The 21,621-nt window shown below is 42.3% G+C and carries 21 protein-coding genes; all 21 read right to left on the reverse strand.

The window, feature by feature from the left end:
• Positions 1-6 precede the first annotated feature (6 nt).
• Positions 7-1,515 (reverse strand): uroporphyrinogen-III C-methyltransferase, encoded by a 1,509-nt coding sequence (cobA, locus tag VRHSUH09_RS08050; RefSeq protein ID WP_105081891.1) that lies wholly within the window; start codon positions 1,513-1,515, stop codon positions 7-9.
• The gene (hemC, locus tag VRHSUH09_RS08055; RefSeq protein ID WP_105081892.1) at positions 1,512-2,450 is read right to left on the reverse strand and encodes a hydroxymethylbilane synthase; all 939 of its coding nucleotides are present in this window, start codon (positions 2,448-2,450) and stop codon (positions 1,512-1,514) included. The genes cobA and hemC overlap by 4 nt, the downstream gene beginning before the upstream one ends.
• A 4-nt stretch (positions 2,451-2,454) precedes the next feature.
• Complete coding sequence (gene hemA / locus VRHSUH09_RS08060) at positions 2,455-3,726, reverse strand: glutamyl-tRNA reductase (RefSeq protein ID WP_105081893.1); 1,272 nt, start codon at positions 3,724-3,726, stop codon at positions 2,455-2,457.
• Entirely contained in the window at positions 3,695-4,342 is a 648-nt protein-coding gene (locus VRHSUH09_RS08065) for a precorrin-2 dehydrogenase/sirohydrochlorin ferrochelatase family protein (protein WP_105081894.1), read from the reverse strand. The genes hemA and VRHSUH09_RS08065 overlap by 32 nt, the downstream gene beginning before the upstream one ends.
• Before the next feature lie 57 nt (positions 4,343-4,399).
• Complete coding sequence (locus VRHSUH09_RS08070) at positions 4,400-5,185, reverse strand: YlmH family RNA-binding protein (protein WP_009350993.1); 786 nt, start codon at positions 5,183-5,185, stop codon at positions 4,400-4,402.
• A gap of 2 nt (positions 5,186-5,187) precedes the next feature.
• Positions 5,188-5,982, reverse strand: a complete 795-nt coding sequence (gene proC / locus VRHSUH09_RS08075; RefSeq protein WP_167386489.1) for a pyrroline-5-carboxylate reductase — start codon at positions 5,980-5,982, stop codon at positions 5,188-5,190.
• Positions 5,983-6,008: 26 nt separating this feature from the next.
• Entirely contained in the window at positions 6,009-6,506 is a 498-nt protein-coding gene (locus VRHSUH09_RS08080) for a cell division protein SepF (RefSeq protein ID WP_009351152.1), read from the reverse strand.
• Positions 6,507-6,557: 51 nt separating this feature from the next.
• Positions 6,558-7,244, reverse strand: a complete 687-nt coding sequence (locus VRHSUH09_RS08085; RefSeq protein WP_105081896.1) for a YggS family pyridoxal phosphate-dependent enzyme — start codon at positions 7,242-7,244, stop codon at positions 6,558-6,560.
• Between the two features lie 173 nt (positions 7,245-7,417).
• Entirely contained in the window at positions 7,418-8,275 is an 858-nt protein-coding gene (locus VRHSUH09_RS08090) for a purine nucleoside phosphorylase YfiH/LACC1 family protein (RefSeq protein WP_105081897.1), read from the reverse strand.
• Between the two features lie 9 nt (positions 8,276-8,284).
• Positions 8,285-10,012 (reverse strand): radical SAM protein, encoded by a 1,728-nt coding sequence (locus VRHSUH09_RS08095; protein ID WP_105081898.1) that lies wholly within the window; start codon positions 10,010-10,012, stop codon positions 8,285-8,287.
• Between the two features lie 137 nt (positions 10,013-10,149).
• The gene (locus tag VRHSUH09_RS08100; RefSeq protein WP_105081899.1) at positions 10,150-10,869 is read right to left on the reverse strand and encodes a DUF421 domain-containing protein; all 720 of its coding nucleotides are present in this window, start codon (positions 10,867-10,869) and stop codon (positions 10,150-10,152) included.
• A gap of 12 nt (positions 10,870-10,881) precedes the next feature.
• Complete coding sequence (locus VRHSUH09_RS08105) at positions 10,882-11,343, reverse strand: DUF3290 family protein (RefSeq protein WP_105081900.1); 462 nt, start codon at positions 11,341-11,343, stop codon at positions 10,882-10,884.
• A 166-nt stretch (positions 11,344-11,509) separates the two neighbouring features.
• Entirely contained in the window at positions 11,510-12,517 is a 1,008-nt protein-coding gene (gene ilvC, locus VRHSUH09_RS08110; RefSeq protein WP_054747920.1) for a ketol-acid reductoisomerase, read from the reverse strand.
• A 142-nt stretch (positions 12,518-12,659) separates the two neighbouring features.
• Positions 12,660-13,445 (reverse strand): ABC transporter ATP-binding protein, encoded by a 786-nt coding sequence (locus VRHSUH09_RS08115; protein ID WP_105081901.1) that lies wholly within the window; start codon positions 13,443-13,445, stop codon positions 12,660-12,662.
• Between the two features lie 11 nt (positions 13,446-13,456).
• Positions 13,457-13,945, reverse strand: coding sequence for an acetolactate synthase small subunit (gene ilvN / locus VRHSUH09_RS08120; RefSeq protein ID WP_009351165.1), 489 nt, complete (start codon positions 13,943-13,945; stop codon positions 13,457-13,459).
• Positions 13,945-15,654 carry a biosynthetic-type acetolactate synthase large subunit gene (gene ilvB / locus VRHSUH09_RS08125; protein ID WP_105081902.1) on the reverse strand — a complete coding sequence of 570 codons (1,710 nt, stop codon included), beginning with the start codon at positions 15,652-15,654 and terminating at the stop codon, positions 13,945-13,947. Before ilvB ends, ilvN begins: the two co-directional genes overlap by 1 nt.
• 18 nt (positions 15,655-15,672) lie before the next feature.
• The gene (gene ilvA / locus VRHSUH09_RS08130) at positions 15,673-16,896 is read right to left on the reverse strand and encodes a threonine ammonia-lyase (protein WP_009351081.1); all 1,224 of its coding nucleotides are present in this window, start codon (positions 16,894-16,896) and stop codon (positions 15,673-15,675) included.
• 41 nt (positions 16,897-16,937) lie between these two features.
• Positions 16,938-18,608: a dihydroxy-acid dehydratase gene (gene ilvD, locus VRHSUH09_RS08135; RefSeq protein WP_105081903.1), complete on the reverse strand. Its 1,671-nt coding sequence runs from the start codon at positions 18,606-18,608 to the stop codon at positions 16,938-16,940.
• A gap of 587 nt (positions 18,609-19,195) precedes the next feature.
• Positions 19,196-20,599, reverse strand: a complete 1,404-nt coding sequence (locus VRHSUH09_RS08140; protein WP_105081904.1) for a DASS family sodium-coupled anion symporter — start codon at positions 20,597-20,599, stop codon at positions 19,196-19,198.
• Between the two features lie 195 nt (positions 20,600-20,794).
• Positions 20,795-21,238, reverse strand: coding sequence for a cupin domain-containing protein (locus VRHSUH09_RS08145; protein WP_054747915.1), 444 nt, complete (start codon positions 21,236-21,238; stop codon positions 20,795-20,797).
• Positions 21,239-21,305: 67 nt separating this feature from the next.
• The gene (locus VRHSUH09_RS08150; protein WP_105081905.1) at positions 21,306-21,614 is read right to left on the reverse strand and encodes a heavy-metal-associated domain-containing protein; all 309 of its coding nucleotides are present in this window, start codon (positions 21,612-21,614) and stop codon (positions 21,306-21,308) included.
• Positions 21,615-21,621: the final 7 nt, after the last annotated feature.

Raw genomic sequence — 21,621 nt, forward strand, 5'->3', positions numbered from 1 at the left:
ATCCTCCTAAATGTCCTTTACAATAGCATTTACTAAGCCATCAGTAGTATATACATCGCTGATGACAGCAGGTTTAAGACCTGCACTCATAGCCGTAGCAGCTGTGATAGGTCCGATGCAAGCAATCTTAGTATTGCCTAATAGTTTCAATGCATCATCGCCCAATAATTGAATTGTATTGGTTACTGTAGAGGAACTTGTAAACGTAATATAGTCTACAGTACCTGCAGTTAATGCATTTACTAATGCTTCTTGTTGAGATGTATCTTGTGTCGTTTCATATAAACGCAAAATATCTACATCTATATCGTGATGACGCAAAGAGCGTGGAATTACATCGCGAGCCACTTTTGGTTGAATAAGCAATACGGAATCGCCTGCCTTGAGTTCTTCTTCAAGAGCCTTTACAGCAGATTCAGCCTTGTAGTCTACAGGAATGATATCCGGTACGATGCCGTATTTTTGAAGTTCCCGAGCCGTAGCACAGCCGATAGCTGCTACTTTAGAATTACCTAATGCACGAGTGTCCTTGCCCTCTTTATAAAGAGCATCGAAGAAGTAGCGAACCCCTTCACCAGAGGTGAATACGATGCATTGGTATTGTTTTGTATTATTGATGATACGACGATCTTCATCAAATAACTCCAATGGAGATGTTTTAATCGCTGCCGCTTCTACTACATTAGCACCTTGAGCTGCTAGTTTTTCGCGGAATGCACTAGCTTGGGAGCGAGCGCGTGTAACTACAATAGTTTTGCCGAATAACGGTTTATTATCGAACCATTGTAATTTTTCACGAAGGTTAACTACATCGCCTACTACGATGATAGCTGGCGCTTTTAGTTGCGCCTTTTCTACGTCTTCTACTACATGTTCAAGGGTAGATACGAGAACTTCTTGAACCGTTTTTGTACCCCAACGAACAAGCGCTACAGGTGTAGAAGCTGGGCGTCCATGAGCTATCAATTTTTCTGCAATGGTAGGCAAGTTGCCAACGCCCATTACAAAGCAAAGTGTATCAACGGCTGTAGCAAGGCCTTCCCAATGAATACCAGATACTGCTTTAGTTGGATCCTCATGACCTGTTACAACCGCAAAGGAAGTGGCCATAGCACGTTGTGTTACAGGAATACCTGCATAAGCAGGAGCTGCGATTGGAGATGTTACACCAGGTACAAACTCAAATGGTACACCTGCTTCACCAAGGGCCATAGCCTCTTCGCCACCGCGACCAAATACGAGCGGGTCGCCGCCTTTTAAGCGTGCTACGATTTTGCCTTCTTTACCTTTTTGTACTAACAGCTCATTGATTTCCCATTGGTGCATTGTGTGATCTTTACATTGTTTACCAGCGTAAATCAACTCTGCATCGGGGCGAGCCCATTCTAACAAATGAGCATCAGCTAAATAGTCATATACAATTACATCTGCTTTTTCAATACATTCACGGCCTTTTACAGTGATGAGTTTAACATCGCCAGGACCTGCACCGATTAGATATACCATACCTGTCATTTTATGATTCCTTCCTCTATGAGAGCATCCACAATATGTTTGCCCCCTTCTTCATATAAGGCTTTTGCAAGGTTTTTACCAAGAATTTCAGCTTTTTTTGCTGGCCCAGAAATTTCTCCTTCGTACACAGTTTTACCATCGAGGGATGCGATCATGGCCTTTAAGGTCAATTGACCTTTCTCAATAGTACCATGTACCCCCATCGGCACTTGGCAACCACCATTTAACTGACGCAAGAAGCTGCGTTCCCCTTCAACAGCATAGCGTGTAGCTTCGTTGTTAATAGGAGCTAGCATTTCAAGCATTTCCGTATCGTCAGCACGACACTCGATAGCAAGTGCCCCTTGACCAACAGCAGGAATCATTTCATCCGCTTTAAATACTTGGGTAATTTGATCATCTAAGCCCAACCGTTTAAGACCGGCTTGTGCCAAGATAACGCCATCTAGTTTTTCTGTTTCAATCTTGCTCAAACGAGTTTGTACATTACCGCGGATAACCTCGACCTTAAGGTCAGGGCGGACATGTAATAATTGCGCTTGACGACGCAAACTACTTGTACCGACGCGAGCACCTTCAGGCAATTTATCTAATGTTTTATACACGGGGCTCACAAGCGCATCGTAAGGTACTTCACGAGCCGAAATAGCGCCTAATATTAGTCCTTCTGGCAACTCTGTAGGCATATCTTTCAAGCTATGTACGGCGATATCAATGTCGCCTTTGTGCATAGCTTCTTCTAATTCAGCTGTAAACAAACCTTTACCACCAACTTGAGCCAGTGGTTTTTCCAAGATACGGTCACCCTTTGTATTAAAGTGAACTAGTTCGACCGTAATGTTTGGGTACAGACGTTGTAACTCTGCACTAATATGTTCAGCCTGCCATAGGGCAAGGGCACTTTTTCGCGTGCCGATTCGAATATGGTCTCTCATGGCCTTAGCCTTCTTTCTCAAGATTAAACATATCTTTGAATAAATTCCAGTACAAACCTTCTTCCTCTGTACCAGCAATTTCGTTGAAGTGAATCATCGGTTCACGCAACATTTTGCGAATGATCATGCGACTCATAGAGTCCATAATGCGGCGCTCCTTATCGGAGATATCTGGCAATTTAGCCAAGGCGCGATGTAACTCACGGCGGCGAATGCGTTCTGCTTTTTCTGTGAGCAATGCCATCATTGGACGCACCGTTAAATAGCTCAATTTATCTAATAACTCTTCAATAGCATCGTGAATGATAGGCTCTGCACGACGAGCTTCCTCTTCGCGCTGTGCCTTATTCTCTTCGACTACACTTTCAAGAGAGTCGATATTAAATAGGTAAATACCTTCCATATCTGCTACGCCGGGATCGATATCGCGTGGTACCGCAATATCAATCATAACGATTGGTTCGCCCTTACGAAGAGATGTAATTTTCTTAGCTTCTCGTTCCGTAATAATATAGTGCGGCGCCCCTGTAGATGTGATGAGGATATCCGCATCTTTAGCGTAATCTACAAAGTTATCGAGCTTAACAGCTTTACCATTAAATCGCTCTGCTAAAGCCTCTGCCTTGGTAAAGGTTCTATTGGATACAAAAATCGTTTTTACGCCCTTTGCTTGTAAGTGTGTTGCGGTCAACTCACTCATGGTGCCAGCACCTAAGATAAGTACCGTCGCTTCAGATAAAGGTTTATCTAAGCTATCCTCAGCTAGGTTAACAGCAGTGTAACTAACGGATACAGGCGTATTAGCAATACCTGTGTTCGTCCGTACCTTTTTACCAACACTAATAGCACGTTGGAATAAGATATTAAAAATTGTGCCCGTACAGCCTGCGCTATAAGCCTGAATATAAGCCCCTTTTAATTGGCTCAAAATTTGACCTTCCCCCAACACAAGGGAATCAAGGCTCGCAGATACGCGGAATAGATGTTCAATGCAATCGCGCTCTTCATAGAAGAAAAAGGCATCTTCATCGATGTGGTCGGCACCTTTTAAATCCTTTAACACAGCCAGCATATATTCTTTAGGGAACTCTACACCTTCTAAAGCCGCATAGATTTCAGTTCTATTGCATGTAGACAAAATAACGCATTCTGCTACACAGTCGAATTCATAGAGGCGGTTCAGTGCAGTAACTACCTCGTCCTTATCAAACGAGAAACGTTCACGCACCTCTACAGCGGCACTTCTATGATTTAGCCCTAATACCACTAATTTCATGGTCAAGTTTCTCCTCTATAGTCATCCACTCTCCCTTGAGAATGGCTTCAAAAGTTTCTACGGTCAGATGATCTCGCCAAAATTTCTGTCGAGCCTCTGGGGTAGGAAGTAGTAACTTTACTTCTTCTCTAAATATTTTAAGTCTAGGCATAGCCTTTTGCAACTGCCCATAACGATTCATCATATCTTGCCTTACGAGGCGATTGATACGAGGTCCTACGTTATTAGCGCTAATAGCGATGTGAAGATCGCCTAGTTCAAGTGATGAAGGCACAGTAAATCTGCATGCACTAGGGGCATCACTGCGATTAGTCCAGACGCGGTGTTTTTTCCCCATATCATATAACGTATCGTTTAATTCGCCATTATCTGTGCAGATAAAGAACAAACTGCTCGTTATAATGTGGTGTTCATCGTCCATTGTAAAAGCACGGTCGTACCAAGTGATACGATTATCCTTTGCCCATTGGCAAATCCTATCTGTTACAGTGGGAGCGATTACCACAATATTGCACGGCTCATCAATAAAGAGCTGCATCCGTCGCTCTGCGACCTCCCCGCCGCCAACGAATAGGATTGTATCTTCTGTTGTAGGTTGAAATGTTATGGATACCATGGCTGTCCTACTATATATAAAAAAATCGGCTTGATGGTCAAGCCGATTTTCAATTGCCTACATGAATCGTTTCAGATATACGCCGATACGCCCCTTACGAGATGTACCTGTAATGGCTTCTACCTTCATTCGGCCACGACCACGCATAGAAATAACATCCCCTTCTTTAACTTCTTGGGATGCACCCTTAGCTGGTTGCCAGTTTACTTGCAATAATCCTGCATTAATAGCGCTTACCAATTTAGTACGAGACACGCTAAAACCAGAACTTGCCACCGCATCTAAGCGCAAAGAAGCAACTGTAGTGCGGACTTCTTTAATTTTTTCTTCTTTTGGTGCAATATCTGATAGCTCAATAGCCTCTACAGATACGGAAACCATAGCAATTTTTGTAAAGTTTTGAATCACGAAGTCTGCTACACTTTCATCCACCATAATTTGAGCGCCCCCTTGCTGAACGATAACGTCCCCAAATTTGGAGCGATCAATGCCAAGGCCCATCAAGGAGCCTAGCACATCGCGATGGGTAAGCAATCGGAACCGTGGGTCCCAATTTACCTTAAGGGCGCGAATGCCCATGTCCACAGTACCGTTAAAGTCGCTATCTACAAAGGCGATACGGATCCGTTCCGCCCCTTCATAGCCACCATCTGTCTTAACGATAAGCTGTGGGTAGTTAGCCTTGATGGCGTCTGCAATGACAAGGCCTGCAGGGCTCGTAAAGTCCGCCACGCGATAAGGGCGACCTTTTACAACCTGCTCAGCCAAGTCTAGCATGCGGCGAGCTTCCTCACCGCTGCCACTGGCTTCAAAATATCGTATTAATTTACTAGTATCTGCCAAAATTATTTCCCCAATTCATTCGACCGAGCAAGACATGCTACTACGCCATCTTGGAGAGCACTGCGAAGTCCACCTTTTTCCATAGCACCAATACCGGCAATGGTCGTGCCACCTGGACTTGTTACTTGATCTCGTAGTACTGCTGGATGATTGCCACTTTCAAGAGCCATCTTACCAGCACCATACATCGTTTGAGCCGCTGCCTTGATGGCCAAGTGACGAGGCAATCCGATGCGAACGCCTGCATCAGCTAAAGCATCAAGAATGACGAACATATAGCCAGGACCTGCACCAGATAGTGCACCTAAGCGATCTAAATCAGCTTCGCTTACCACGGCCACTTCGCCGACAGCCTCAAACAAGGCTTGTACAGCGCGACCTAAGTCTGTATTTACATCATCCCCTGCAAGAGCCGTCATGCCTGCACCGATAGAAGCCGGTGTATTTGGCATAGCTCTAAACCAGTTAGCTTGCGGAATCGCTGCATCTAGAGTATCTAAGGTAATACCTGCTGCAACGGAAATCATAACAGTCCCATAAGGTACTTCTTTTAACGTCTCAAATACAGATGGTAACACTTGTGGTTTTACGGCCAACAAAATGGTATTGTACTCGTTTACATCAGGCAATGTAGTAAAACCTACTACACCGAACTCCTCAGTAAGAGCCTTACATTGTTCTTCGCGACGCACGAGAATATGTGTATCACTTGCTTTCAACACGCCATGCTGTAATGCACCGCGCAATAGAGCGCCACCCATTGAGCCAACGCCGATAAATAAGGTTTTACCTAACATCGTTGTCACCACCATTTATAGAGAAATTATTTATTGTCCCAAGCGTATTCGTTTTGCTCAGTTTTGTTGCTGTCATTATCAGAATAATCAATGGAAATGTTTACAGGTACGCACATGAAAATGTCTTTACCTACTTTTTCCAATTTGCCATCCAATGCAAAAGTCGCACCAGATACGAAGTCCACAATACGAGCTGCTTCATGAGGATCTGTATTTTCAAAGTTGATCAATACAGGACGCATGTCGCGCAATTGATGTGTAATATTTTCAGAATCTTCAAATACTTTTGGTTCAATTACAACTACTTTCATAGCTGTTGGACGTTGTGTCATCGTAGATTGGCCTCCTACCTTGCGTGGATGAAATTCAGATGCGCCGGATACTGGAGCTACTGGAGCTACTGGTGTAGGTTCCGCTTCATATTCCTCTTCATCTTCATAGTCATAATCATCATATTCATAGTCATCATCATTTTTGCCTAAGAATAAGTTTTTTGCTTTGTCTAAATAATCTCCCAATGCCATTTGGATTTCCTCCTAATACTTAACGCTATCGATTATCAGGCAACCCAAGCCTTAATCATACACACGTTCCCCAAAAATTGCTGTGCCTACACGAACGATGTTAGCCCCTTCTTCTAAAGCGACTTCAAAGTCGTGAGTCATCCCCATAGATAAATATTGAATCTGCCCCTCTTCAAAGTAGCCTTTCATATCCTCATACAAGGCGTTTGCTACGCGGAAGATTGGACGTGCTTCCTCTGGATTGTCGAAAAATGGCGCCATACACATCAAGCCCCGTACACGTACATGAGGCAATGTCTTTGCATAGTCTCGAATATCTGGAAACTCCTCTACGGACATGCCCGTTTTGGAGGCTTCTCGAGCTACATTGACTTGCAATAATACGTCTTGCACCTTGTCGTGCTTTGTAGCGACCTTTTCGATTTCATCTAATAGTTTACGGCTGTCTACAGAATGAATTAAATCAAACATAGGCACCGCTTGACGCACCTTGTTGACCTGTAAATGTCCAATCAAGTGCCATGTTAATTGTGGCCCCTTATAGGTGAGCTGTTTTTCCTTGGCCTCTTGTACTCGGTTTTCCCCTACATGAGTGACACCGAGACTAGCCGCCTCCTCTACAGCTGACACAGGGTGATTCTTTGTAACCGCCACTAACAATGCTGTATCTACGCGACCAACGCGCGCCATAGCATCTGCCATGCGCTGCTGTATTGCGTGTAGGGATTCTTCAATCACGTGAATGCCCCCTTCAATCTATATATAGTAATCATTAAATATATTTGTATAGACTATTCTATTATATAGTATTTAGCCTTGAATGTACATGATTTAGAGCTTATAAGCACCATAAATCCTTGCATGGATATGCTAACAATCATCTGCTTGATTCTAATTATTGTGAAAGCTAATTATTGGCGCTCTTGTAACATCCCAAAAAGTGCCATACGGCCTGTTGTTCCTGCTTCACGGCGATAGGAATAGCAGTCGCTTTCAGTTACACTATCGGTACCACCGATAGCAATATGTTCTCTAGGTACACCATTAACTATGAGTCCTTCGGCGATAAAGTTCCATAAATTAATATAGGCCTTGTCTAATTTATCACCAGGATAGTTAACCACATCAGCTGCGTTTCGCTCTGTCATGCCTCGCCAAGCTAATTCAAAGCGTTTTCCTAGCTCTACATCGACTTCAAAAGACTCAGGTCCAATACTAGGCCCAAGATATACATAACAATCTTTGAACTCAGTGCCATAAGTTTCTTTCATAGCCTCAATCGTAAGGACTGGTAAATGACCAATAGCTCCGCGCCAGCCCGCATGGACAGTCGCAATAGCATGATGTTTAGCATCGTAAATACCAACGCCTACACAGTCAGCGGTAAATAAGAATAATGGCACATTAGGTAATCTTGTAAATACCGCATCACAGTCAGCAATAGCCGTATCCTCCCCGAGAGCACCAGCACCAACGAGGTTTTCCGTAATTTCTACAGCCTTAAGACCATGTACTTGATTACCGCAGGAAATACGCGTCGGATCAACACCTAAATGATCCGCCACAACAGCTCGATTAGCTCGTACATTCTGAGCCTCATCCCCTACGTGAAAGGCTAAGTTTAACGATTCATAAGGGGCCTTCGATACGCCACCATGACGATAGGTATCCCCCATAACGATAGGAAATTGTTCAGCCCATTTGGGTGCTTCATAGGACCAAGTACCATGAGGTCCTTTTACATCTATACGTTTTTCAGATTCATTCATGCGTATCTCCTATTTACACACACCACAACGTTTACAGCCTTGTACACATGGCGGTGTATACGCTTCATCAATGGAGCGCTTCCATTCCATTTCAAGATAACCTTCGTCCATCCCCATATCTAAGTGGCTCCATGGTAAGAATTCATCAAAGCTACGTTCACGATAGTTCATTTCGTCCATATCTAGGCCTGCGGCCTTCAATTCAGCCTTGAAGGACTTGCTACCACGATCTGCGGCACATGCCGCAAGAACAGCGCCAAGACGGCGGTCACCACGAGCGAGAACGCCTTGAATATACGCCTCTTTTGGAGACTCTACGAGCACCTCGATGCGACGATTCTTTTGCAATGCCTTCTTAATATATTGCAGTTTTTTCTCTACCGTTTTTTGATTGTCCATGGCCATCCATTGGAAGGGTGTAAAAGGCTTTGGAATAAATGGATTAATGCTGAGCGTTAACCGCCCTTTACATCCCACCTCTGCCATATGAGCTTGCGTCCGTTCTGCAAGGCCTACGATAGCTTCGATATCTTCGTCAGTTTCCGTAGGCAACCCAATCATAATATAGAGTCGCATATGTTGAATGCCAGACTTTGCAGATAAGGTAGCTGCATTTTGTAAATGTTCTTCGCTAATGCCCTTATTGATGACGCGGCGCAGCCGGTCACTGCCCGTTTCGGGAGCAATAGTAATCGTCTTTTGACCACTATCTGCCAAGCCATCAACTACGGCTTGCGTTAAGGAGTCCGCCCGCAAGGACGCACAAGAGTAGCGCATATCTTTAGAGCGAATGTAATTAACTAACTCATCGACCTCTGGATAATCAGAAATAGCGGCGCCCATGAGGCCTACTTTTTTGCCTAACTGCTCTGCTCTATCTACACCTTCTTTTAAAATGTCGAGAGGACGCACACGAGGCACACGGAAGCAGTATCCAGCCATACAGAATCGACAATGACGGCCACAACCACGTGCTACCTCGATGATGTACATAGCGCCAAATTCTGTATAGTTTGTTGCTACTACGGTTTCGCCGCCGCTAGTGAGCATTTCAAAGTGGCGTTTAATCGTTTTTGGTGCGCCTTCTGCAATATCATAACCTTTAAATTCGCCGTTGTCGCTGTAAATTGGCACGTACAAGGATGGTACATACACGCCAGATATATTCGCTAATTGACGCAAAATAGCATGTCGATCTAGACCCTCCATTTTGCCATCGCGAATAATATCTAGAACGCGACTGACGATGCCTTCCCCTTCACCAATGATGAAAGCATCAATAAAATCCGCAAAGGGCTCTGGATTGAAGGTAGCACAAGGGCCCCCGGCAATGACGATAGGATCAAATTCAGTGCGGTCTTTCCCCATAATAGGTACGCGTCCATGACGTAACATCAGCGGAATATGGAAATAGTCCATTTCAAAGGTCACGTCAAAGGCCACCACATCAAATTGATGCATAGGCCGCTGTGTTTCAACGCTCATTAACGGTGTCTTAGTCTTATCATATGCTTCTAATTCCTTTTTCTCAGGTAAGAAGATACGTTCACATACGCTATCATGGCGTAAGTTGATTTCCTCATAAATGATGTGAAGACCAAGATTACTCATGCCTACAAAATATGTATTAGGATAGACGATAGCTACCTTTTGCCCTGCATGAGGGTTTACCGTTACCCGACTATCTTCGTCTTTATATAATGCTTGTAATCTATCAATTAAATCTTTACGATTCACTAATTTCCTTTCTATATAAGCCCACTACGAATAGTGGGCTTAAAAACATTTTATATATCGTTTGTATGTCTATATTTGTATGTCTATAAGAGTAGTATATAATACTTATCTTAACTATGCTATAAGACCAAGAAACATTACAATTTAGATTTCAATTTATCCTTTGTATGAGAGGTCTTATCTTTAAGTGTTTTTACAATTTGAGGGCGATGTTTTTTTTCATAAGGGTAAATAACAACCTTGCCCCCATTGTATTCCGCAATATATACGTCCTTAATAGAATACCCTTGAGCTTGTACCTCTTGTTCAAGCCACTCTCTATCTTTTTCAATTACATCAAGAGTAAATTGATTAATTTGACCATCATCAATGAGGTCAAAACGAATATTATCTTCCCCAAATTGAACTATATTGAGTTGACCGTTTTGTTCTAACACAGCACGTTTAACATCTGTTACATATTGAACACCTGCTACTCGAAGCTTTAACTTAAGCTCCGCCGCTTGAATGCCATAACGCATACATTCATCTGTTAGAATATGCCCTTTTTCAATTACGATAACTGGATGTCCATCGAGAATTGTTTTAAAGAAACGAAGATTGCCTTTTAAGAATTTAAGAGTCATTACGAGTATAGTCCACAAAATGAGGACTAACATAAACTGTAAAATACCAATTTGGTCATTATAAATGATGGCACCGATAATACCACCAAGTACATAGTTTTGTAATTGGTCTAAAGCAGAGGTCGGCGCTAAGTTGCCCTTCCCCATTAAGTTGATTTGTAAAATAATCGCCAAGAGACCGATGGCGAGTTTTGCAAAGACCATCCCATAAACGGCCATAGCTTCTGTCATATGTGGTCCTCCTTATGGTAATACATCCGCTTTATCATGGATTCGATCAGTTGAACTAACCTTATATACCCGTGTAATCGTGTACGTTGAAAATTCTGGGTTAAATTGAACTTCATAATAAATATCATTTACTTTCAAAATCATGCCATTGCGAATTTTCAAGGAGTTAACTGCTAATTGCGCACTTGGTACAGATTGCTCTGTACTAAAAGAATGTAAAAATTGAGCCATACGAGAAGAATCTTCAGAGTATGTTTTCATACGGTTATATTCTTGATATTCAAGGCCCAAGAAAAACACCACAATCAACGACAAGATAACCATTAAATCCCGATAACGACTCGTCAAGCCATTTCGTAGAACTTGTACGCCCAAAACGAGCAATGCTAATAAAACGGTTACTAAGATAATAAAGCCCCATGTTTGGCCCCCTACAGCCAAACTTTCAACATAGGATAATGTGTAGAAATCCATATCGTTCTCCTTTCATAGATTATCTTTTATTATACCATACCTTATGCCAATATTTTGATATAACAATGTATAGTACCAAGAAATATCTTATAAAACATAAAAAAGCGACCCCCTTAGGAGTCGCTTTGGTATGCTTTATCTTACAAGAGATTACTAATTAATACTCTTATTTCAACCAGCTCATCAAGTTGCGAAGTTCTGCACCAACTGGTTCGATTGGATGAACAGCTGCTGCTTCACGATGTTCTTTAAGGAATTTTTGACCATTTTTGGAATCAGCCAAGAATTCGTCAGCGAATTTACCAGATTGAATATCAGCCAAGATTTGTTCCATCGCTTTTTTAGTATCTGCAGTGATTACGCGAGGACCTGCATGGTAGTCGCCGTATTCAGCAGTGTTGGAGATGGAGTGGCGCATTTTTTGGAAGCCACCTTCGTAGATAAGGTCTACAATCAATTTCATTTCATGTAAGCACTCGAAGTAAGCGTTTACAGGTTCATAACCAGCTTCAGTTAATACTTCGAAACCAGTTTTGATCAATTCAGTAACGCCACCGCACAATACAGCTTGTTCACCGAAGAGGTCAGTTTCAGTTTCGGATTTGAAGTTAGTTTCCAAGATACCGGAACGGCCACCGCCTACACCGGAAGCCCATGCTAATGCAACTTCTTCAGTATCGCCAGATGGATCTTTTTCTACAGCGTACAAGCAAGGAACGCCGGAACCTTCTTGGTATGTACGACGAACTAAATGACCAGGGCCTTTAGGAGCTACCATGAATACGTTTACATCTTCACGAGGAACGATTTTGCCGAAGTGAATGTTGAAGCCATGAGCGAATGCCAAGTATGCGCCTTGTTTCAAGTTTGGCTCAATATCGTTTGCGTAAACGTCAGCTTGTAATTCGTCTGGAATCAATACCATAACGATGTCAGCACCTTTAACTGCTTCTGCAGTTTCTTTTACTGTAAGGCCTGCTTCTTCTGCAGCTTTCCAGCTAGAAGAACCACCACGAAGACCAATTGTTACGTCCATACCATTTTCTTTTAAGTTCAATGCATGCGCATGACCTTGAGAACCGTAACCTAAAACTGTAATTTTTTTGCCTTCTAATTTGCCCAAATTACAATCTGCATCATAATAAACTGTAGTACCTAAAATTTTACCTGCCATATTAGACAACCTCCAAACATATTCAATAGAATATAGACTAATATATACTGTACACAATCCAACAAATTTTTGCAAGATGTGGCGTACATTAATTTATTATCAGTAAGCTAAATTCAAAGTTACTGATAAAGAAATGTGATTACTACCGAACAATCACCCATGGGCGATCATCTTTCCACACAACTTGTACGGAAATGCCAAACACATCAGACAGATTTTCATCTGTTAATACAGCGTGTTTAGGCCCCGCATGTATCATCTTGCCCTCTTGCAAGATAGCTACATGTGTAATCGCTGGTAGTATCTCTTCAATTTGATGTGACACATAGATAATCGGTGTCTGTTGCTCCGCCACCAAGTTAGCTACTGTACGCAAGAATTGTTCTCGCGCCGGTAAGTCTAAGCCAGAGCAAGGCTCATCCAAAATCAGTAAATCTGGATTTGCCATGATGGACCGTGCCAATAATACACGTCGCTGTTCTCCAGCGGACAAAGTATGAAAGCGATGTCCTTCTAAGTGGCTTACCCCAAACTCAGCTAATAATTGCATACCCCGCTCACGCACGTCTGGTGCAACCTCTTGGTATATACCGATGCTACTGAAAGCACCAGAAATGATGACATCCTCTACCACTTGCTTATCCAAGGTAGACTGAAACTGTCCCAGAGCAGAGCTGACAAAGCCTAATCTCGATTTGATCTTAGGCCATGCATATTTCCCAAATTCATGACCAAAGACACGCAATGTACCTGTCGTTGGAATTTGGTAGGCTGGTATCATGCTAAGAAGCGTCGATTTACCAGCCCCATTGAGCCCTAATAATGCCCAATGTTCACCTTCCTCTATATGCCAATTTACATTATCTAGGATATGTCTGCCATCACGACGAAAACAGACATTTTCATAATGGAGTAATTCATTCCCCACTCTATCATCTCCTACATTTTTTCTCCACGGCTCATCGCAGTAATACCTGTTTTAGCAATTTCAAGAATACCATAGGTTTCCATAATTTGGATGAAACCGCGCAACTTTTCAACACTACCGATGACTTCAATAATCATGGACGTAGGAGAAATATCTAGCACATTGCCACGATATACATCGGCAATTTGTACAATTTGAGAGCGTGTTGTAGCCGTTGCTTTTACCTTGATAAGCATTAATTCACGACATACTACATCATGATCTTCAAATACTTTAACCTTTACAACGTCAATAAGCTTGTAAATTTGCTTTTGAACTTGATCTAAGATGCGATCATCCGCCTCAACAGTGAGGGTAATACGCGCATAACCTGGCTTATTAGTAATGCCAGAGGTCATTTTTGTAACGTTAAAACCACGACGATTAAAGAGTGCTAAAATACGTGTACCAATACCTGGTGTATTTTTTGCAATTACTAAGACTTGATGTTCTTTAGCCATTATAGCACCCCTTTCTTACCCATCATGCCGCTTACAGTGCCGCCTGCTGGAATCATTGGCAATACATTGTCTTCACGCTCAACGCGACAATCTAGGACAATGCTTTCATCAGACGTAATGTAAGATTTGAAATCTTTATTGAAAGTTTCCACATTATCGAGACGAGCCGCCTTTAAATCAAAGGCATCAGCCAATTTCAAGAAGTCTGGGCTCATTTCCAAATCTACATAGGAGTAGCGACGATCGTTAAAGATTTGTTGCCATTGACGAACCATGCCAAGGTAACCATTGTTGATGATTACAATTTTGATTGGCAAGTTATATTGACGAACCATCATGAGCTCTTCGCAAGTCATTTGGAAGCCACCATCACCTACAACAAGAACGACTTGTTTCTTTGGAGCACCTACTTGTGCACCAATAGCTGCCGGTAAACCATAACCCATTGTACCAGCACCACCAGATGTAACGATGGTATGAGGTTTTTTATGTGTTAAGAATTGAGCTGCCCACATTTGATGCTGACCTACATCAGAAACGATGATGGCATCATCTTTCACAATTTTATTAAGTTCAGATAATACATATTGTGGATGTAATTCACCATCAGTAGATTCTGGAACAACAATAGGATACTCCTCTTGCCACTGACGAATTTGCTCAAGCCAGGCTTCATGTTTTGCGGGCTCCACAAGTGCGTTAAGCTCTGTTAATACCCGTTTCAAGTCGCCTACGATAGGCACATCGATTGTGACGTTCTTGTCGATTTCAGCTGGGTCTATATCGATGTGAATGATCTTAGCTTTTTTACAGAAGAAATCAGGATGACCTGTAATGCGGTCGTGGAAGCGAATACCTGCTGCGATAACAAGGTCTGCCTCGTCTGTACTATTATTAGCCGCCACAGAACCGTGCATACCTACCATGCCTAGGGCTAATTCGTGGTCTCCAGGGAAGCCGCCAAGGCCTACTAAAGTATTCGTTACAGGAATATGAGCTGTTTCAGCCAATGCTTTAAGCTCATCCACAGCACCGGATTTCAATACGCCTGCACCAGCTATGATAAGAGGGCGCTTAGCATTTTTAATGAGCGTAGCAGCCTTCTTAATTTGACCTTGATGACCTTTATAAGTTGGATCATAGCCTTCAAGTTGAATCGGTACTTCATATAATTTATTGTATTCTGTCATGGATATTTTTTCTGTTTGAATATCCTTTGGAATATCGATAAGTACTGGACCTGGACGGCCTGTACCAGCAATAAAGTACGCTTCTTTAATGATGCGAGGTAAATCATGAATATCTTGTACAAGATAGTTATGCTTTGTAATCGGCATTGTAATACCTTGAATATCCGCCTCTTGGAAGGAATCCTTACCGATGAAAGGACGACCTACCTGACCAGTAATGGCTACCATTGGTACGGAATCCATGTACGCAGTCATAATGCCTGTTACAAGATTTGTTGCACCAGGACCAGACGTAGCAAGGCATACGCCTACGCGACCAGATACGCGAGCATAACCGTCTGCTGCATGTGCTGCACCTTGTTCATGACGAACGAAATAATGTTTAATTTCAGGGAAGCTATAAATTTCATCGTAAATTGGAATGACTGCGCCACCTGGGTAGCCGAACATATCAGTTACGCCTAGGCGATGCAATGTTTCAAGGACAATGCGTGCCCCATTGATTGTTTCTGCGCTCATAGGAACCCTTTCAACCAGCTATTCAGACAAGGTCTCGCTGGAATTTAAACGTTTAATAATGTAACCATTATTTTTGAAAGTATCAATAATCTGTTGGATGTGTTCTTCACCATTGGTTTCAACTGTTACTTGTAATTCCACTTCGTGGAAGCGGTCAAGGTTTTTAAACTGATTGTGATCGAGTTTAATTACGTTAGCATCTGCCTCTGCTAGCATTTGAGATACAGCTACCAACTGACCTGGTTTATCAGGCAAGTTAACAGAGAAGGTAAAGATACGACCACGTACGACAAGACCTTTATTGATCATAGAGGAAATGGTAAGTACGTCGATATTGCCACCGCTGACGATGGCTACAACCTTTTTACCAGTGCAGTTTAATTTTCTAAGGCCTGCTAATGGTAAAATACCAGAGTTTTCTGCTACTAATTTATGTTTTTCTACGAGTAACAAGAATGCTTCCATCAACTCATAGTCAGAAACAGTAATAATTTCATCTACATATTGTTTAATATATTCTAATGTAGTTTCACCAATTTGGCGTACTGCTGTACCATCTGCGATGGTTGCTACTTCATTAAGTGGCACAGGGTGGTCAGCCTTTAGTGCAGCAATTGCACTAGCGGCACCTTCTGGTTCTACACCAATAATCTTAATGCTAGGATTTTTTAATTTAGCAGCCGCTGCGATACCAGAAACAATACCGCCACCACCAACTGGGACTAGCAATACATCAGCATCAGGCAATTCCTCTAAAACCTCTAATGCAATTGTACCTTGCCCTTCAATTACATCTTCATCATCAAAAGGATGAACAAACACATAGCCGTGTTCTTGTTGGAGCTCCATCGCCTTTTGGTAAGCTTCATCATAAATCTCGCCGTGTAGTACGACCTCTGCGCCGTATTGTTTCGTTGCATTGACCTTAATGAGAGGTGTATGTTTTGGCATTACGATTGTCGCTTTAATGCCGAGGCGTTTTGCGGCAAGTGCCACACCTTGTGCGTGGTTGCCGGCAGACGCGGCGATAACACCGCGCGCCTTTTCCTCTTCCGTCAATTTTGCAATTTTATTATAAGCTCCACGGACCTTGAAGGAACCTGTTATTTGTAAGTTTTCTGGCTTGATATATACATCATTGCCACACTCGTCAGAGAACACATCACTATGAAGCAATTTTGTTTTCACCGTGATTGTGCTTAATCGCTCACGAGCCTCCATAAAATCATACAACTTATGCATGTACTCTATCTCCTCTAGTTAGTATTAATGAAAGTCTACTATTAGTCTTCAAATACTTCGATAGCACCTTGTGCTGCAGAGGATACATGAAGAGCATATTTTTTAAGGTAACCAGTTACATTGGATTTGAATGGTTTCAATGCAGCTTTACGACGAGCGATTTCCTCATCGGATACAGCTAATTCCAATTTACCGTTTGGAATGTCGATGTTGATGATATCCCCATCTTCAACAACGGCGATTGTACCACCTGCCGCAGCTTCTGGAGATACGTGACCAATGGATGCACCACGAGTAGCACCAGAGAAACGACCGTCAGTCAACAAGGCTACGTCTTTATCAAGACCCATACCTGCGATCATGGATGTTGGTGTCAACATTTCACGCATGCCAGGACCACCTTTAGGGCCTTCGTAGCGGATAACTACCACATCGCCTTTTACGATTTTACCACCTGTAATAGCTTCAACAGCTTCTTCTTCGCTGTTGAATACTTTTGCTGGACCAGAATGAACGAGCATATCCGCATCTACAGCACCCGCTTTTACAACGGAACCGTCTTCAGCAAGGTTGCCTTTAAGTACAGCAATACCACCAGTTTCGTGAACTGGATTATCCCAAGGATGAATTACGTCTTCATCAGCTACATAAGCAGCCTCAGCAATTTCACCTTGTGTTTTAAGTGCTACTGTTTGGCACTCTGTATGGAGACGACCATTTTCTGCTAATCGTTTTAATACTGCAGATACGCCACCTGCTGCATACAAGTCTTCGATGAAGTATACGCCAGATGGGGACAATTTAGATAATTGAGGTGTAATTTGAGCAATGCGATCGAAATCGTCTAAGGATAATGGTACACCTGCTTCGTGAGCAATGGCTGGCAAGTGAAGTGCTGTATTAGAGGAACCACCTAATGCCATATCGAGTGCTACCGCATTTTCAAAGGCTTCACGAGTCATAACATCTTTTGGACGAAGGTTCGCTTTTAATACTTCTACTGCTTGCATACCTGCTAATTTAGCCAAACGTAAACGTTCAGAGTATACAGCAGGGATTGTACCATTACCAGGAAGACCCATACCAAGAGCCTCTGTTAAGCAGTTCATTGTGTTTGCTGTGTACATACCAGAGCAAGAACCACAAGTAGGACATGCATTATCTTCAATGCTTGCCAATTCTTCGTCGCCCATTTCGCCAGTTTGGTGTTTACCTACTGCTTCGAACACGTCGGACAAACCAATTTTTTTACCTTTATGTACACCAGCAAGCATTGCGCCACCAGATACGAATACAGATGGAATGTTAAGGCGAGCCGCCGCAATTAACATACCTGGTACTACTTTGTCGCAGTTTGGAATGAATACCATCGCATCGAATGGTGTTGCCATTGCAGTTGCCTCGATAGAGTCAGCAATGATATTGCGTGTAACCAAGGAGTATTTCATGCCGATGTGGTTCATTGCGAGGCCATCGCAAATACCGATTGTATTGAACTCGATTGGCACACCACCTGCGTTGCGGATGCCGTCTTTTACGGCTTGTACAATATTTTTCAGGCCTACGTGACCAGGGATAATCTCGTTGAAAGAGTTCGCAATACCAATGACTGGTCTGCCCATTTCTTCGTCAACGAAACCCAGAGCTTTTAGCAAAGATCTGTGTGGTGCACGTGCTACGCCTGTTTTTAAATTGTCACTTCTACAACTCATGTTAATCTCCTCACTTTTGAAAGCATCCACTTGGACAGCTTTCACAACGCATAAAAAAAGACGATTCCTATGAATCGTCTTAAAAGTTTACAAATGATATTCCTTTTGTTTACAGAATCCCTATATACATAAATAGACCTATGTACCCCTTGGAAAATATACACATAAGAAACAAACTATATAGCCAAAATCTTATTGATTGTATATTAACCCATTCGCGGAACTTCTAAGACAAAAACGTGTTAAGTTGTTGTTCATAATTCGAATGTCATTAATAATCACGACTAGCGCAATAATCAATAAGCTAATGACTAAACCTAACATGTTTCCTCCTAAAATAATCTGTAATATTAATCACGGAATAATAATAACACGTTACATTATCCTGTGCAAGATAATTCGCTATAAATTCTATAGATTCACTATAGTTTTTTTATGAAGTTCACCATATAAAAAAGCTATAGCAAGCCTAGTTAGGTATAAAAATTGTACATATAACACGAAAAAATCCCCCACCGTAGTGATATGTACCCCCTTTACTGGTTGTCCAGTAAAGGGGGTACATATCATAGTGAGGGAGTTTTATATTATAGGATACCAAAGATCCACATACCAAGGGCGCCGCCCCAGAAGTGGATGAGGAAGCTTACCACGGAAATGGCAAGCCCAACGCGCCACCACGTACCTTGCGGTACATAACCAGCGCCAAAGAAGATTGGCGTTACACCAGAGCTATAGTGAGTTAATGTACAACCAGGGCTGTTCATCAAACCAAAGAGCAAGATGGTAAACGGAATTGGTGCGCCCATAGCCACGAGAATGGCCGCAAAGGCAGAGAACAAAGCTGTAATACGCGCCGTACCACTAGCGAAGAAATATTGGGAGTATACAAAGGTTGCAGAGATAATAAAGGATGCCCAGAACCAGTCAATACCGGCAAGATGTTGGCTAACAAAGTTTGCAAAGACAGCAACTACACCGAGTTTACCTAGTAAGCCTGCCATGCCAACCAGAGTGCCCATCCAAATGAGGATATCCCAACCAGTGCGCTCACCTAAGATATCATCCCACGTAAGAGAGCCTGTTACTACACATGCAAGAACACCCATCATAGCCACTACGGTTGGATGAAGCTTAGTCCAAATAGCAGTAGCCCAAAGCAAGATACAAAGCACAAAGATTATAGCTACAGAAATTTCGGCTTTTGTAATAGGACCAAGAGCATCTAACTCTTTTTGAGCCATCGCCGCCGCTTGTGGGGTTTCTTTAATTTCTGGAGGATAGATTTTATAGATGAACCAAGGCATCAAAATCATACAAATCACACCAGGAATCACACCTGCTTGGAACCATTCCCACCAAGAAATATCATAGCCGAATAATTTCGCACCTAAGGACGTAATGAGCAAGTTACCACTACATGCAGTCAAGAAGATCGTTACAGTAATAGTGTTGATGGTATGAGCCGTCGTCATCAAGTACGCTCCAATGCGACGAGCTGTCTTCCCATATGGTTCAGAATCAAAAGCTAAAGAAATATTTTGCACGATTGGGAATACGATACCACCCCCACGCGCCGTATTAGAAGGCGTCGCTGGAGAGATAATCAAATCCGTACAAGCTAATGCATAGGCTAGTTTTAAAGAACTTGTGCCGAAAGAACGAATCAAAGTATAGGCAATGCGCTTACCAAGACCAGAATTAATAATGCCTCTAGAAAAGAATACGGCCGCTACGATAAGCCACACATTCGCCTCTGCATAACCACCTAATGCTTGCACCATCGTAATAGACTTCGTGGCTACTGCTGCAACGATACCAAAGAGCGCCATAATGCCAGTTGGCCAAGGGCGCAAAATAAAGCCTACAATGGTAGCCGTAAAGATAGCTAATAAATGCCACCCTTCAGGCTTAATTGCCTCCGTGTGAGGCAAGAACCAGATCACTAAGCCCACCAAAACGGTAAGGGCCGCACGTGTAAAAGTATTCATAGAACCTCCATATCAAACTACACAAATCAACTATTACAGTTACCGTTACAGTTACAGTTACAGTTACAGTTACAGTTACAGTTACAGTTACAGTTACAGTTACAGTTACAGTTACAGTTACAGTTACAGTTACAGTTACAGTTACAGTTGATTATAAAACGATATGGCGGTCATCACACATAACCGCCATATAGATTAGCAACTTTCTAAGAATTCTTTGATCTTAGGATTCGCCTGTAATGTTTCCATTTCTTCTGAGGATAATAATTTAACCTTATCCCGCTCTTGGTTTACCAAACATAAGAAACCAATATAGTCCCCTTTATTAGCGCGAAACTGATGAATTGTCTTGCCTGGAATTTCAATAAAATCACCAGACTCTACATCATGAATTTCGTCTCCTAATAAAAGCTGACCTTTGCCTCGGAATATCATAACCATATGCGTATGCTCGTGATATTCTAATGTGGAATAGCCTCCTGGCAAACATTCAAAATAACGGAATTGGCATGGAATATCATAAGCACCATCGTATAGCACTTGACGTGTTACATCTTTAAAAGGACTACCATCTTGTTTATATACCAAGGTGTCGACGCCATCCCACTTGAAATTTTTAGCATCAAACTTGCGTATCATATATTACCTCTTCATACAAAAAAGTGCTGCATCGAAACAGTGTTTCAATACAGCACCAAAGGTTCGATTATTTGAAGAAACGTTTCAAGGTTCCCATTAAACCATGACTATGTTGTTGTACACTATCTGCAACGCCTGTTACTTCAAAGCCAGTTTTTTCAATGGCCGTAGAAATAACCTCTACTGCAGATTTAGTAGGATCAAAAGAAATCGTTACCGTCTTATCATCTAAATTTACTTCTGAACTCAATACGCCTGGTAGCGCAAGAGATGCCCCTTCTACTGCTTCCTTACAGTTGTTGCACATCATACCAGGTACAGTAAATACCTTTGTTACAACGCCATTATCTTCACCGCAACCACAATCTTTGCACATAGTAATA

Source organism: Veillonella rogosae JCM 15642, from assembly GCF_002959775.1.
GTDB classification, from domain to species: Bacteria; Bacillota; Negativicutes; order Veillonellales; family Veillonellaceae; genus Veillonella; species Veillonella rogosae.

Excerpts from the sequence above, each read along its gene's own strand:
- VRHSUH09_RS08080 (WP_009351152.1), bottom strand. The coding sequence starts at position 6,506 with ATGGCATTGGGAGATTATTTAGACAAAGCAAAAAACTTATTCTTAGGC.
- ilvC (WP_054747920.1), bottom strand. The coding sequence starts at position 12,517 with ATGGCAGGTAAAATTTTAGGTACTACAGTTTATTATGATGCAGATTGT.
- ilvD (WP_105081903.1), bottom strand. The coding sequence starts at position 18,608 with ATGAGTTGTAGAAGTGACAATTTAAAAACAGGCGTAGCACGTGCACCA.
- hemA (WP_105081893.1), bottom strand. The coding sequence starts at position 3,726 with ATGAAATTAGTGGTATTAGGGCTAAATCATAGAAGTGCCGCTGTAGAG.
- VRHSUH09_RS08090 (WP_105081897.1), bottom strand. The coding sequence starts at position 8,275 with ATGAATGAATCTGAAAAACGTATAGATGTAAAAGGACCTCATGGTACT.
- cobA (WP_105081891.1), bottom strand. The coding sequence starts at position 1,515 with ATGACAGGTATGGTATATCTAATCGGTGCAGGTCCTGGCGATGTTAAA.
- VRHSUH09_RS08065 (WP_105081894.1), bottom strand. The coding sequence starts at position 4,342 with ATGGTATCCATAACATTTCAACCTACAACAGAAGATACAATCCTATTC.
- proC (WP_167386489.1), bottom strand. The coding sequence starts at position 5,982 with ATGTTAGGTAAAACCTTATTTATCGGCGTTGGCTCAATGGGTGGCGCT.
- VRHSUH09_RS08100 (WP_105081899.1), bottom strand. The coding sequence starts at position 10,869 with ATGACAGAAGCTATGGCCGTTTATGGGATGGTCTTTGCAAAACTCGCC.
- VRHSUH09_RS08140 (WP_105081904.1), bottom strand. The coding sequence starts at position 20,599 with ATGAATACTTTTACACGTGCGGCCCTTACCGTTTTGGTGGGCTTAGTG.
- ilvA (WP_009351081.1), bottom strand. The coding sequence starts at position 16,896 with ATGCATAAGTTGTATGATTTTATGGAGGCTCGTGAGCGATTAAGCACA.
- ilvB (WP_105081902.1), bottom strand. The coding sequence starts at position 15,654 with ATGAGCGCAGAAACAATCAATGGGGCACGCATTGTCCTTGAAACATTG.
- ilvN (WP_009351165.1), bottom strand. The coding sequence starts at position 13,945 with ATGGCTAAAGAACATCAAGTCTTAGTAATTGCAAAAAATACACCAGGT.
- VRHSUH09_RS08150 (WP_105081905.1), bottom strand. The coding sequence starts at position 21,614 with ATGTGCAAAGATTGTGGTTGCGGTGAAGATAATGGCGTTGTAACAAAG.
- hemC (WP_105081892.1), bottom strand. The coding sequence starts at position 2,450 with ATGAGAGACCATATTCGAATCGGCACGCGAAAAAGTGCCCTTGCCCTA.
- VRHSUH09_RS08145 (WP_054747915.1), bottom strand. The coding sequence starts at position 21,238 with ATGATACGCAAGTTTGATGCTAAAAATTTCAAGTGGGATGGCGTCGAC.
- VRHSUH09_RS08105 (WP_105081900.1), bottom strand. The coding sequence starts at position 11,343 with ATGGATTTCTACACATTATCCTATGTTGAAAGTTTGGCTGTAGGGGGC.